At 61.4% G+C, this 13179-nt stretch carries 14 protein-coding genes; 6 read left to right on the plus strand and 8 right to left on the minus strand.

What is annotated here, in order from left to right; translation table 11 throughout:
- Positions 1-138: 138 nt before the first annotated feature.
- Positions 139-1086, minus strand: coding sequence for a hypothetical protein (locus tag FDW81_RS10740; protein ID WP_138134175.1), 948 nt, complete (start codon positions 1084-1086; stop codon positions 139-141).
- 405 nt (positions 1087-1491) lie between these two features.
- Between FDW81_RS10740 and FDW81_RS10745 the strand changes: the two genes are divergently transcribed.
- Entirely contained in the window at positions 1492-2004 is a 513-nt protein-coding gene (locus FDW81_RS10745) for an HXXEE domain-containing protein (protein ID WP_171027173.1), read from the plus strand.
- Positions 2005-2169: 165 nt separating this feature from the next.
- On the opposite strand, the gene FDW81_RS10750 is transcribed toward FDW81_RS10745, so the two are convergent.
- Together FDW81_RS10750 and FDW81_RS10755 are read right to left on the minus strand one after the other, a co-directional pair.
- Complete coding sequence (locus FDW81_RS10750; protein ID WP_138134177.1) at positions 2170-2487, minus strand: hypothetical protein; 318 nt, start codon at positions 2485-2487, stop codon at positions 2170-2172.
- Positions 2488-2684: 197 nt separating this feature from the next.
- The gene (locus FDW81_RS10755; RefSeq protein ID WP_138134195.1) at positions 2685-3251 is read right to left on the minus strand and encodes a recombinase family protein; all 567 of its coding nucleotides are present in this window, start codon (positions 3249-3251) and stop codon (positions 2685-2687) included.
- A gap of 792 nt (positions 3252-4043) precedes the next feature.
- Here FDW81_RS10755 and FDW81_RS10760 point away from each other — a divergent pair.
- Together FDW81_RS10760 and FDW81_RS18470 are read left to right on the plus strand one after the other, a co-directional pair.
- Positions 4044-4895, plus strand: coding sequence for a cyclopropane-fatty-acyl-phospholipid synthase family protein (locus tag FDW81_RS10760; RefSeq protein WP_138134178.1), 852 nt, complete (start codon positions 4044-4046; stop codon positions 4893-4895).
- Positions 4896-5127: 232 nt separating this feature from the next.
- On the plus strand, positions 5128-5577 hold the full coding sequence (locus FDW81_RS18470) for a PRC-barrel domain-containing protein (RefSeq protein ID WP_240720166.1): 450 nt from the start codon (positions 5128-5130) through the stop codon (positions 5575-5577).
- Between the two features lie 265 nt (positions 5578-5842).
- Here the strand turns inward: FDW81_RS18470 and FDW81_RS10770 are convergent, their stop codons facing one another.
- A complete protein-coding gene (locus FDW81_RS10770) occupies positions 5843-6244 on the minus strand; it encodes an SOS response-associated peptidase (RefSeq protein WP_240720168.1) in 402 nt (133 codons plus the stop codon).
- Between the two features lie 218 nt (positions 6245-6462).
- Between FDW81_RS10770 and FDW81_RS10775 the strand changes: the two genes are divergently transcribed.
- Positions 6463-7230 carry a hypothetical protein gene (locus tag FDW81_RS10775; protein WP_138134179.1) on the plus strand — a complete coding sequence of 256 codons (768 nt, stop codon included), beginning with the start codon at positions 6463-6465 and terminating at the stop codon, positions 7228-7230.
- Between the two features lie 52 nt (positions 7231-7282).
- On the opposite strand, the gene FDW81_RS10780 is transcribed toward FDW81_RS10775, so the two are convergent.
- Together FDW81_RS10780 and FDW81_RS10785 are read right to left on the minus strand one after the other, a co-directional pair.
- Positions 7283-8056 (minus strand): hypothetical protein, encoded by a 774-nt coding sequence (locus FDW81_RS10780; RefSeq protein ID WP_138134180.1) that lies wholly within the window; start codon positions 8054-8056, stop codon positions 7283-7285.
- 127 nt (positions 8057-8183) lie between these two features.
- Positions 8184-8549, minus strand: coding sequence for a hypothetical protein (locus tag FDW81_RS10785; protein WP_138134181.1), 366 nt, complete (start codon positions 8547-8549; stop codon positions 8184-8186).
- A gap of 464 nt (positions 8550-9013) precedes the next feature.
- On the opposite strand from FDW81_RS10785, the gene FDW81_RS10790 reads away from it, so the two are divergent.
- Positions 9014-9937: a hypothetical protein gene (locus FDW81_RS10790; protein WP_138134182.1), complete on the plus strand. Its 924-nt coding sequence runs from the start codon at positions 9014-9016 to the stop codon at positions 9935-9937.
- Between the two features lie 258 nt (positions 9938-10195).
- Positions 10196-10981, plus strand: coding sequence for a metallophosphoesterase (locus FDW81_RS10795; protein WP_138134183.1), 786 nt, complete (start codon positions 10196-10198; stop codon positions 10979-10981).
- A gap of 944 nt (positions 10982-11925) precedes the next feature.
- On the opposite strand, the gene FDW81_RS18610 is transcribed toward FDW81_RS10795, so the two are convergent.
- Together FDW81_RS18610 and FDW81_RS18730 are read right to left on the minus strand one after the other, a co-directional pair.
- A complete protein-coding gene (locus FDW81_RS18610; protein WP_255467103.1) occupies positions 11926-12054 on the minus strand; it encodes a hypothetical protein in 129 nt (42 codons plus the stop codon).
- 880 nt (positions 12055-12934) lie between these two features.
- Entirely contained in the window at positions 12935-13162 is a 228-nt protein-coding gene (locus FDW81_RS18730; protein ID WP_370278941.1) for a tyrosine-type recombinase/integrase, read from the minus strand.
- Positions 13163-13179 lie beyond the last annotated feature (17 nt).

Below are 13179 nucleotides of genomic sequence, written 5' to 3' on the forward strand. Positions count from 1 at the left end.
CCCGAAAGGGCATAAGTAGAAGGTGCGTGGGGCCGCGTTTCCGTTCGTGTTCCTGCTCGCGGCACAGGATGTAGCAAGCCGGAAGACGCAACGGTCCGTCAGCGCCAGTGCGCGATTAGGGATCCATCAGCGTGCCGTCTACTTCCTGAGCTTCTTATTCACGTCGAGCAGATACACCAGGTCGTGCCGTCGGACTGTGGCGTGGGCTCGGAACGCCTCCTGAGCACCCGCGGCCGCGACGCGGGTGGCGGCTGCCGCTGCAGCAGCTGGAGTGGGAAGTGCTGCTGCCAGGTCGCTGAAGTTCGCTATAGCCACCAGCAACGTCGGCAGCCCGTACCCTTCCATGAACAGGCGTTTAGCTGTCTCCACCCCCACGCGCGTCGCGGTTGCGCTCTTTCGCAGATCTTCCAGCTTTGGGCGAACCACATCGTGCCACAACTCGTCGATTTCGCTTGGAAGGGTTTCATCTAGAGCCGAGGACTGGAGTTTGCTGGCTAGCTCCTTCACTGACTCCCTGTACGCGACTCTGCCATCGGCAAGTTCTTCGCGGGCTTCCAAAATGTGGCTCATGGGTGCATCAGGGAAGGTGGGTAGCCGCTCCACTAATCCTGCGCCGACGGCTGTCCGACGGGAGCGGTTGTCAGCGACAGCAGGCAACCCATCGGCATAGTCTCCTGCTTCACGCAGGAAGTCAGTGGAGATCTGATCCAGAAGAACCGTTGAGCTGGGATCAGCCAGTGCCTGGGTAAGTCGTTCGCGGAACCACGTGATCTGCTGGACAGTGCTGTCCTCAAAGCACGTTCCATCGCTGATCAGGGTGACAGAACCGGCTTCCAACGCCATGTTCAGCTCCAACCCTTCAGCGCTGTGCAAGACCTCGGCTGCTTGCTGCCTGAACTTGACGATCGCCGGACGCCATAGTGCCTCCCCTTCGAGGCGCTGCGGATCATTGTTGGGCCTGGCGGCCAACTTCCGCAGTGCTCTGCGAAATTCTTGAGGTGTCACTTCTTCGACTCCCAGACGCTCCAGGGTCTCGGAAGGAAGATTCGCAACGGTTAACAAGGGATCGTCAGGATCTGTGTCCAACAACGGAGAAAAAGTATGCATCCACGCCGCTGGGCGCGACGAGATCCACATGATCTGCGTAGAGCAGAGAACTGCGCAATAGTCGCAGCTCGTCGTACAACGATGGCTGGCCGCTACTTTTCATTCGCGGACTGGCGCCGACTGTTACAGTCAGGCCAGAGCGAGTCGGTCCAAGAGTATTTCGTTTCCGGCGAGACGGCCTGCGCGACTTTCCCCATGGAATCATCATCGCTCATGTGTTTAGATGCCAAGTTGATAGCGCACGGAGGCCAATCCCCTTAGGTGCAGGTTCCTAGGGCGTGTCTCCCTTATCAGCCGAAGCTGGAAGATAACAACGGTATCCAGCCTCGTCGAGGGGTAAGCGGACGGGACGTTGACTTGGTCGTCCATTGGAATAATGAACGAGTGGCAAAACCCCAGGAACTTCGGAATCGCGCATGGCGTCGTGGGCCGGCGTGGCTCTTCCTCGCGTGGGCGCTGCACGACCTCGAGGAAGCCGCAACCTTCCCTGCCAGTTGCAATTACTTGGCCGACCGTACCGGGATTCACGCGCTGCGGATGGACTTGCGTCAGTCTTGGGCAGGGGTCGGCTTAATGGGCGTTCTCGTCGGATTCGCTTGCGTCCGTGGCGCGCAGACGGCGGGCAGTTCGCGCTTGTACCGGGCTGTGGTCGCAGGGCTGGGCGTGCACGTTGGGACGCACCTCGGTGCGACTGTGCTTGCACGACGCTACACGGCAGGCGTCGTGACCGCGGTACCCGTGATGCTGCCCGGCGTGATTGCGGCAGGCAGGGACCTTGCCCGCAGCGGGACGCCGCTACGCGCCAGGGATCAAGTCATGGGCGCGGTCGTCCTGGTGCCCGCGGCATTCGTATGCCACTTCATCGTTCGTATGGCGATGAGGCGCAGGGCGAACTGACCGTCACAGTAAACGCAGACATCCCCACTTGGGACACTTTGCGGTCGGAAGTCCGAAGGTGTTCCCAGTAGGGATCCCTATCACTGACAGCTTTTGGCGCGCACGGTGCGGCCCGTAAGGGGATCTCTTGATGGCCTTGGCATGACACTCGCCTCATGCAGGGACTTATTTCGCCGCCCAGAGTAGTTCACGTATAAGTCGATGCAACACCTGGCGGTCAACCTCCGGATGGGTATCCGCCCAAGCAACAAGGGCATTGGAGTAGTTGCCGAGGGGTCCGCCCGGATCGCGTACACGCCGCGCTTCGGCGTGTAGTGCGTGAATGGTGGGCAAAAACGTCTGACCGCGCTCGGTGCCGAAATCCGCTAAGAACCGCTCGTCCGGTGTCGGAGTCTCACCAGGCTTGTGTGCCGGCTCCTTTTGGTACTGTTCCAACGCATCGCGGTAGGCCGCCAGCGCTGCGCTGAGTTCTTCATCAACCATTCCCCAAGAATAAGGCGGAGATGAAGGCCCTATGCCCGCAAGCCAAATGCACGGTGAAGGTACCCTAACCGCTACGCTCAGGGCCAACTTCCTCGTCAGAAGTCTGAAGAAAATTCAACTGTGACTTTCGGCGGTAAATGGCAGTCTTTTTGCGGCGCTATTTGGCGCGTTCCTAGCAGTCGGCACCGCGTCGGTCTTCAGACTGTGCGCCTTTGGAGCTCGCGGTACACCGTCGTCCGTGACACCCGGAACAGCTCGGCCAATTCAACCTGTGTATGCTCGCCGGCGTCGTGCAGGGTCAGAAGATGCTTCCGCTGCGTCTTGGACAATTTGGGCTGCTTACCTTTCAGCCGCCCCTTCGCTTTTGCGACCGCCATGCCCTCGCGGGTGCGCATCCGGATCAGATCCGCCTCAAACTCGGCCACCATTCCCAGGACGTTGAACAGCAGCTGGCCCACGGGGTCAGTTGGGTCGTGGCTATTGCCGCCGAGACTAAGCACTACCCCTTTGGCTGTCAGCTCGTCGGCGATGTCCTTGGCATCGGAAAGGGAGCGCGCCAGCCGGTCAAGCTTGATCACCACGAGCGTATCGCCGGCCCGGCACGCCGCCATCGCTTCACGGAGCCCAGGGCGCACCCGATTCGCCCCCGTAAGTCCGTGATCGACATAGATCTGGGCCTCCTCTACACCCAGCGCAAAGAGGGCATTGCGTTGGGCGGTAAGGTCCTGGTCGTTCGTCGAGACCCGGGCATAACCGATCTTCATTCCAGTCATAAGGAACATGGTTGCAGTAATCCCCCCGTCACCGTGCATTTGATCGTGCGGGTCTTACGTACATGGCCTAGGCCAGCAACCGCGCGGAACACGGCGGCGGACTTCCGCGGTACGGTGATCGACCGGCTTACGAACGCTGGTGGCTCGCTGTGATCGCTGAGCGGCGATGTTGGCCTCCGCGAGACGACAGGGTCGAGGTAGATAAGGTTCCTATTTGATCGCCTTGAACCTTTCGGCCGCCGTCGCCACCAGGGTCGTTGACGCAACTCGGCCTGCGCGCGGGCGAGCAGGAGTTGAGTCTCGCGAAGAAGTTCTAGCGACGTCTCTTGAATTTCTCGCGACGCATCCGTCGCCGCCTCTGCCTTCTCTGCCGCACGGCGGGGCAGGAGAAATTCGATAAGAAGCGTTGCTGCGGGGCCGCGCAAGAGGCCTGACAGCACCAGTAGGAATTGCGCCATGGATCGCATCTCGGGAACGGTCCAGCGGACGACGAAGCCGTAAGCGATTGCGGGGAGGCGAGCTATCCGCTGATCCTGGTTGTCAGCCACCCACGGACCCTTGGGACGAAGGGAGAATTGCACGACCGCGACCCTTCCGATGTCGTTTAGGAGGACAGAGATCGTTTGCTGGTCAGGGGGGTCTGCGATGCCTTTCTGCGTCTAGTGGAGACCTCGTGAGGGCACAGGCCAGACCCTCCCTCCTGCCGGAGGAGGGCAGGTGACGGGGTGGTGGGAGCAAGCGCATACTTGACGGCTCCCCGAGATCCCCGCAGAATTTGCGTCCATGGGCGACTCGCACGAGGAAATGCTTCGTCACTACGAGCCGGGCGGACTTCTGCCGCGGATCGTGGCGGGGTTGCAAGCTCTCGGCAAGGACCTGGACTCGGTCACGCACGAAGATCTCGCGCCGGCCGACGAGTTTCACTCCGCGGGACGTTCGGCTACGCGCGCATTGGTGGAGCTTGCAAAGATTCCGCCAGGATCGCGAGTGCTTGACGTGGGCAGCGGGTTGGGCGGCCCGGCGCGTTACCTCGCCGCAACTTTGGGTTGCGACGTGACAGGCATCGATCTCTCGCCTGAATTCTGCGGGGTGGCCAACGCCCTTTCTCGGATGACGCGGTTGTCCGATCGCACCCGCTTTCAGGCCGGTGATGCCCTGGAGCTTCCGTTCGCCGCGTCCAGCTTCGACGTGGTGTGGACGATACAAATGCAGATGAACATCCGGGACAAGCGCCGCCTGTATTCCGGAATCGCCCGGGTACTCAGGCCGGGCGGGCTGTTCGTCTGCCAGGAAATCTGCGCGGGGAACGGCGAGCCGATCGAGCTTCCGGTCCCATGGGCGAGCCGCCCCAACCAGAGCCATCTGGCCGATGCGGAATCCCTCCGCGGGTTGATCCGCGGTGCAGGTCTCCTGGAGCGCACCTGGCGCGACATTACCGCCGACATCGTGGCGGCGCGCAAGGCACAGCAGGCGAAGGCGCAAGCGTCGGGTGTGAGCGGCTCCAGCGCCCCTCCTCCGCTTGGAATGCATCTCGTGCTGGGAGAACAGGCAGCCGTCAAGACGAGTAACTCCGGGCGCAACACCGACGCCGGGCGCACGGTGTTCATCCAGGGCGTATTCGACAAGCCTGTCTAGTGGTCCGATCCGCTGATCCCGCTGGAAAACTCTGTCGAAAGTACGGGCGCGGCGAATCTCCATTGATCGTCCGGTCAAAGGGCACATTCGGTCACGACGACCGAAATTCGCCCGCTGAGGGATCGGTGGATTCTGGCGGTCATCGCAACAGGATGTCTCCGATGACTTCGATCGGTGGGACGCCTGGAATTACCGTGATTCGTCGGCTCGCGCAGCTGAGTCCGGCACCATCGTGGGCTATCGCGTTCACGCCTCCGATGGCGACATCGGCAAGGTCGACGAGGCCAGCAACGCGGTCGATGAAAGCAGCATCGTGGTCGACACCGGCCCATGGATCTTCGGCCGGAAGGTAATTCTTCCGGCGGGCACGATTCAGCGTGTCGACGACGCGGACGAGAAGGTCTACGTCGATCTCACGAAGGCCCAGATCAAGGATTCGCCAGAACTCGATGATGCCACCGCTGACGATCCCGCCTATCGAGACCGGCTCGGGACCTATTACGGCGAGTTCTACCGTTCGCCCCGCAGGTGCCCGGCGCCGCTGCCCGCTTCGCTACCCATCCACCCATCCATCCATCCACCCATCCACCCATCCACGGGATCAGCACACTCCAACTCAGGGGAGTCCGCACTGGACGTCCTCGCGTCGGCCTGCCATGTAGAAGCCGACTGCGATCGGTGAAGGAACCTTCTACGGGACGGTTGCCAACGATCTCGTGACCAGTGCCCGGGTAGGGATCCCCTTGGGGGCTGCACCATGCGCCAAAAAGCGCAGTGAAAACGCCGCCAGTTACCGCTGAAAGTCACAAAATTCAACACCCGTCGACACGCCGCACGGACAAACCGAACTGCATCCTTGCCCGATGCTCCCCCGCCGCAGCAGGAGTCGTACCTTACGTGGCTCAATCCTTCTGGGCAGATTTTCCCTGGCCCAGAGCCCGTTACCCCTAGATAATGTGGCCCAAGGCGTCCTGAGTCGTTGTCGTGAGCACGGTGCAGGTGAGCAGCCACTTGCCCGGGTCGTCCTCGGGCACGGACGGGTCAGCCCCCCACTCGTACAGGCCCGCGAAGCCCAGCAGCGGCTCTTTCTCGGAGTACAGGTAGTTCGGGATCTTCTTGCCGTCCTCGGTCTTCTGCCACTCGTAATATCCCTCGGCCGTTATCAAGGATCTGCGCTTCACGGCCGCCGTTCGGAATGACGGCTTCTCCAGGATCGACTGGCTGCGGGCGTTGATCATATTGGAGCCGATCTTGGCGTCCTTGGCCCACGGCGGGACCAGGCCCCACTTGGCGACCAGCAAACTCCGTTCGATGCTGCCCTCGTCCAGCCGCTCAGCGATGATGGGCACGGCCTGGGTGGGGGGCCACGTTCCAGCTCGGCGGTGGCGGTGTGCCTTCCACCTCCTTGGCCTCGAAATGGCTCAGCAGGTCACTGGTGGCCTTGGACATAACGTATCTGCCGCACATGGGCCCATTCTGCCCCATCGGCAGAAGATAGCGTCGTCCGTGCAGCAATGGCCGGGAGAAGCTTCTTGACGCAGGAGAGCGGCTGGAGGACTCTTTGCCCATGAACGAGAAGGAGAGGCGCGACGGGGTCCGCTTTATCGGCTGGACCGCGGGCCTGTTCGTTCTGGTGCTGTTCTTTGGTCTCGTTGACCTAAGCGTCCCGCTGTTCTTCCAGTCCCGGCCGGACTTCTACGTGAGCTCCCTGCTGGAGACTGGCTGGGGTGTCCTGTTCACGTTCTTCGTCGGGATACCACTCTGCGTCCTCGGCTGGCGTCCTGGGAACGCTTCGGCGGCCTTGCTGCCGGTCGCGGCGGGGACCGCTGTGCTTGTTGCCGCGATAGCAGCCGCCCAGCCCAAGCAACTACTGATAGCTGCGGCTCTGTTGGCTGTATCCGCGGGAATTTTCGCTTTGTACGGGAGCGCTGAACCCGAGGCACTCCGAATGGCGGGCAGGTTCCACTGGCCCACCCTTGCCCTGTCGGTTGTCGCGCTTCCCGTCGCCGGAGCGTTTGCCTCGGACATGGCCGCAGCGGCACGGGAGGGGCGGAGCCCAGTTGATCTCACTTGGGACTTTGACCACTGGCCCGTACAGGCCGCGGCAGCCTTGGTGGTCCCTTTGGCTGGAGCGCTGCTTTCCTTCCGGCTTCCGGGGTGGCGTCTCATGGTGTTCATCGCTGCGGCCGGCGCTGCCTGGTTTGGAATCGTGAGCACTGTCTACCCGGACCACCAGGGAAGCCTCGGTACGACCATCGGGTGGAGCTCTATCATCTGGGCCGCAGTGCTGGCTGGGTCAACATTTCACAAAGACTTTGCCCGCAACCGGCCCTGACTCGGGTATTACTCCCGCGGTCGTTCCCAGCCCTGCCTGGGCACCAGCGGGCTCAGGTGGAGGGAAGCCCCAGTTTCCTCCCCCTGCTTACGGCAGTTTTGGCCAGAAGCTCCCTGGATGTGACCCCCTCCACGAACCAGTACATGTCTTCTCCTCCAAGGGGCCCCGGACCGCCCGCCATGATGGAACTCGGGGTCTCACCGGTTCTGGGGGTCGGCAGCTGCAGGTCTTCGGGGCTGGGATGCCGGTCCTGGGGACGGTGATAGGACGTTGCCGTCAGCCACATGCCGGCGTCATTTGCTAGTGGCCCGATACGGGACTTGTCCCGCTCCGATTCGTTGGCGTCGGGCCAGTAAGGCTCTCCATAAGCAACAACGAAGTCTATGTCCCACGCGCAATTGGGCGGCAGCGGCGTCTTAAGGATTTTTCCGTTTCTCCCTAACCCGAGCTGGGGCATGGGGTTCCGTAAGAGCGCGGCATCACGGAAGCGAGGACGTTGGAGGTCCCACGCAAATCGCAAACGAGCGACCCGGTACGCATGGTCGGCCAGCTGCACCCCGTCAAACTTATGCACCTGGCCGAGGTCGTGCTCTACGAAAGCCCCTTTGGCGCGGGCTGCGCTGATCGCTTGTTCGTTAGCTTTGATGTGGAAGCGGTGACCGCCGAAGTTGCGGGACGGGCCATGCATCGATAGATGGAAGCCACCGGCGTGATCACCCTCGAAGTCAAGGTAGAAGTCGGTCTTTTTGGCGGTGATCCTCCAGATATTGCCCCGTGGCAGGTTGTCCTCGGCACTCAGAGCTATGAAGATCTCGCGTTTTGTCACGCTCCTGATCCTATGTGCCCGCGACCTCGCCGCAGACGGGCGTCAGGAGCTCTATCGCACCGCTTCCCCAGGTTCCCCTGGCTGCTGTTGTTTTCTGAGCCGCCAAGGGCTCCCTTCTGCCTTACGACTAGTTCGGCTTATCGTTCATCTCAGATGGTCGGACGTCGTGTTTTTGAGTTCCCGGGCGCGCCTGGGCAATGACCTTGGCCTCGTCGGAACCTGCGGCGGCCCTGTTGCCCAGCTGATCAAGGACAGCATTGCCTATCCGCCGCTTCTTCGGGTTCGGGTCCACGCTTGCTCTAAGTGCCCATACGGCCCGGCGCCACTGATCATTGCGTATCGCGTCTCGGGTCGCCTGTCGGAGAGCCAGCCACCAGACGAAGCCTACGATGCAGACCGCCAGGAGCAGAACCCACGGCCCCAGGGCAGCGAGGATGTGCCACCATTGGGGCGGCCCGGCCTGCGCGTAGGACTCAAACGGGTACGGCATCATGAGGCCAGCCTAGGGCCCACCGGTGCCTCTGACCACCGTGAGGCCGCCGGCTGCTGACAACAGGGGCGGCTAGCAGCGGTCGGTGCGGATGACTACGAGCTGCTGCCCCTCCTGCAGGCGCTCGTCGAGCTTGTTGCGCATTCTTCTGGGTTGGACGGTGTTCCGCTAACGATCACCCAGAAGGCTAGTTCTGCCCTTGGACTGTCGCCCGGCGTGACGGCGCGGCGCGGCAGGTCGGCGTGGCAGATCCCGCGATCCCTGCGATCGATTCTGCATGTGCACCAGCAGCGGACCGAGCTTTACCAGTGCGAACTTCGGTGTAGTCCTATAGGGCGCTTCACGAGAAGGCCGTACGGACGTTTCCCCTGTTCAGAGACGACTTCGGCAGCAAAAATCTAGTGTACTTTTGGTCTGAGTTGGGCCACATCGCGTTAAGCGCTATCAGGAAGAGATTTGAGGGAACCATGGGGGAAAGTCAGTTCGCGAAAGACTTACGGCGCGAGGCGCAAGCGCAGACAGCACTTGCAGCGGCGGCATATGAGGAGAGCGTCGCGGGCCGTGCCGCCGCAGAGGAGGCAGTCCGCCACAACGAAGACCTCGCCAGCAGCTTGGAGTACTTCGCTGCTGAGCAACTGAAGGCGCAGCAGGAACAGAATGAAGCCGTTCTGGCACATCACTTTGGAATCTGGCGTCAGGAAACTTTGAACGGCAGAGCCTATGAGCGCTGGCGCGAACTGGCCGACCCGGTTGTCACTGAATTTGACTCACGTTGGGATAGCTGGGAGCAGGCAAAGGCGGAAGACATTGCGGCCCTGCGAACCGTGCGCGAGGAGCAATCACACGATCGTTTCAAGCTCGACTCGCCCCTGCTGAAGTTCTCCGCGTTTCTAACCCAGTACGGTTCGCTGGGCTGGTGGCCGGTAACCCTAATCGCAGCCCTCGCTTGCGGCTTCCTAGCACTTATCGCTTGGGTATCGAAATATGGGGCGACGACAGCAGATCTCTCGGGTCCCATGCTCTGGGCGGCGCTGATCCTATTTCTGGTTATAACCATCGGCCGATTGGTTGTCATTCCCCTCGGACTACTTCAACGAAAGCGGCTCACGAGAGGCCGGGAATGGGTTGGCAGCGAGGTCGCCGCCTTCACGGCACTCCTGCCCCGCCTATGGGCCACTGACAGCCTGTGGCGCGAGGTCTATAACGTTGCCGCGACCGTCACATCGATGCCGACCGAATACGTTCACTTCCGGGATGAGATGCTCGTTACGATTCCGGCAGCGCAACCCGAACCATTGGACGACGAGGCCCTTCCTTCCGAGGCAGTACGAACGCGATCGCTTCTCAATTCCTGGCGTGACCAACAACGACACGCGGTCAAGTACTCCTAGGCAGAAGTAGGGCTGGTCAACGCGCCAAGACGTTTCACAGCACGCCGTCTAAAGGCACGCGGGGTGTCCCGCTCTGCTGCTCCTGTTCCACGAGCAGATAACGCTGTATGAGTTTGCAGGAGATCTCTGCACTCGGACTCGCTGCTGCTTGGACATTCGGCCGGAAAAACAACTACGGTAACGACCCGCGAATCGTACCGGGCCAATCTGCCGTCCCTGATGCGCTGAAGCGTCAGCGGTGCAGCCTAGGATTTTCTGATGACCTTTCGTGCCGCCGTCATGGGCGATTTTCACGGTAATGTTCAGCACTTTCGCGCCGTGACACGGACCTTGAAGGGCGCTGAGATCGATCTGCTGCTCGGCGTCGGTGACGTGGGTTTCGACTTTCCCGGGGCCTTCCGCGGGAAGACCGAGAAGCGCCTGCGACTTCTGCTAGAGGAAAACGGCGTCGAGTTTATCTGGGCGGTGGGCAACCACGACAACCATGACAGCCTCCGGACGAAATCGTTGAACCCTGACGGCACCCGCCGGATCTCGGACCGCAACTCGAACCTGCCCAACGGTGCGGTGATCGTACGAGACGGGGTGCGCATCGGAGCCCTGGGCGGCGCCTACAGCGTGGACCGGAAGCACAGGACCGAGGGCCGTGATTGGTGGCCCCAGGAAGAGCCCAGGGCCGAGGAAGCCGAGAAACTTATCGCCGCGTGTTCGCAAGGGCCGCGACTGGACATCATGCTTACCCACGACGTCCCCCTCGGAGTCACCGGACTGAAGGGGCTGCCCGGACTGTCGAAGCAAACACTGCAGGAGGCCAACCGAACCCGCGTCCTGCTGCAGGAGACGGTCAGCCAGGTCCGGCCGAAAGTGCTGTTCGCCGGACATTGGCACCAGCGGCTTTGCTCTGAGCTGGCCTGGGATGATGGCAGCAGTACCAGGGTCGAAGTTCTGGCGGCCGAGCAGTCCTGGGCAGGTAACCTCGCGGAAGTCGTCATCGGGGCTGACGGTGAGGTCGACGTCAGCCCGCTATTGATAAGGGCCTCCTAACCCGGCTTCATGGGGGCCGGCATAGAGGCCACTTTTACACCCCTGGTTGGCATCTTCCCTGACCGAGGATGGCGAGACCGGCTAGGTCGCCTGGCTGAAGATCATTATTGCTCGCGGTCTCTTTGTGAGCGTTCATGACTTCGTTATCACCGTCAAAATGCCCGTTCCCTACGACGTGGCCGAGTTCGTGAGTGAGGATCTCGCGGATATAGTCGCGACCAAAGCCCATATCGAGTGCCCATGCCGCGGCGGCGCCACTCATGGTTATCTGACCGCTCACGTAGATCTAGCCGGCCTCGGAGAAGCCCCTGGCCTGACTTTCTCCCAGAGCCAACATTGTGCTCTGGCTCCCCCTCGATCTGGGCGTCACAAAGTTCAGCTCTTCATCAGTAGTTGCCCAAGCGATCAGTACGGGTGCCCAGCGATGACCGTATCGGTCGGACTGAAATACCGGGCGGGGGACCGAGCGGGGCGTTGGCGTCTCGGTCGTTGCGCCGTCGTCGATGAAGACTAGCCCGGTGGTCTGAGAGGTCGCGGCGACGGCTTCTTTGATGAGCTGGTCGCGTCCGGCCGGAGCGTTGGCGCCCCGGGTGACGTAATGGATGGGCCGGCACGGGTCGTAGGCGAGTCGTCACCCGGTCCCGCGATCGCGATCGGGTTGACGCTCCGCCCATCCAGGCCGTCCGCGTTGGTGCCCTCGGCGCTGAGCGGCAGGAAAGATCCTCCGTCGCAGTCCCAGCTGGTGGCGAAGCTTCGAATCACGAATGTCGGGCCGGTGGGAACATTTGCGCCGATTCGGCGGGGAATGTTTCTGGGCACCGTAGAGGTTGAACACAACTGCCCGCATCACTTGGAGCCGGACCTCGTCCTCTTCCATGCACTTGGGGGGCTGCAGCAGGAGGACTACTGGACCATGGCTGACCCTTGGAACGAAAGCGGCGTAATCAGGCAGTGCCCGAGAGCCGGCGAATCGAAAGCACCGGCGTCGTTTCACGGAACGTGACCACGCCGTCCCCTCGAATGTCGAGCCACAACTGGGCTCGTTCACCCACAACCAGCTTTCCGATGCCCACAAGCGGAATTTCATCGCCGTCCCTCCGCAACTTCGACACGGGCAGTTGAACGTAGGCCCCTACCGGCAGCTTGTCCTGCGCTAGCCGGACGATCTTTCGCGGCGTGGAGTCAAGATCGACGCTGTACAGGTGCCACTGAAAGTCCGCACGGCGAAGTAACCGTTCATTTCATTGGTCACCTGCTGCAGTTCCATGCCACGAATTCTAAGCGGCTAGGGGCCCGGCAGGTGCGGAGATTGGTGGCCGGGTCGACTTGCCAATTTTCTCTTAGCGCTACGCAAATGCGCTATCCAAGCCCCTACGCACAGGGCCGGAATCGCCATGCTCTAGCTCCCGGAACCCACGAAATCCGGTGATAGCTTGAGTCCTAGCGGTCATAGTCCGTCCTAGGCGGGCCGCTGAAATCGACATTATGGCAGCTCACGCCTGGGCTACTTCGAGTTGCGGGAAGGAACATGGCCACCCATTTGCCCGTGCCTCTAATCCACAGGAGGAGATTTTATGACCGCTAAGTCCAAGGGGAAACGACGCGTTATCTATTTTCGCTTGCCAGTTGAGAAAGCCAATAGTGCGCGCGAAATAGCCACCGCGGAGGGGTTCGAGCACTTGAGTGACTGGATCGCCATAACCGTGACGGAGTACATGGAAAAACGAGCCTCACGCCCTGAGGACCGGTCTGCCGCTACTAAAGACGTGAACACCCAGTCCATGACGCAGCCCGGATCTAACTTGTAGGCGTTTGGCCTCGGGGCTAAGCACCAAGTCAGCTTCAACAGCTTTAGGAACGGCAATTCGGCCTCTTCGCGGCGAGGAATGTCGTCGAAGAAGCGCGCGGACTTATTCGGCTCGTGGCTATCCCAGCTCTTTCGAGGTTCACGGCTTACGAAGCGCGGGAGCCGAAGGCGCGATTCATGGCCGCTGTTGTGTCGTGAAGCCCCTCTGGCAAGAGGTGCGAATAGCGATCCAGGGTAGTGGTAATGGATTTATGGCCTAGGTGCTTTTGAAGCATGTAGATGTTGAGGCCCGCGTGCAATAGCCAGGAAGCGTTTGTGTGGCGGAGGTCATGTATACGGGGTCGCTTTGCCAGGCCCTTTGTCTGTGCTTTCATGATCGCAAGGTCCCCGA

This window comes from Pseudarthrobacter sp. NamB4 (genome assembly GCF_005796185.1).
Lineage (GTDB): Bacteria > Actinomycetota > Actinomycetes > Actinomycetales > Micrococcaceae > Arthrobacter.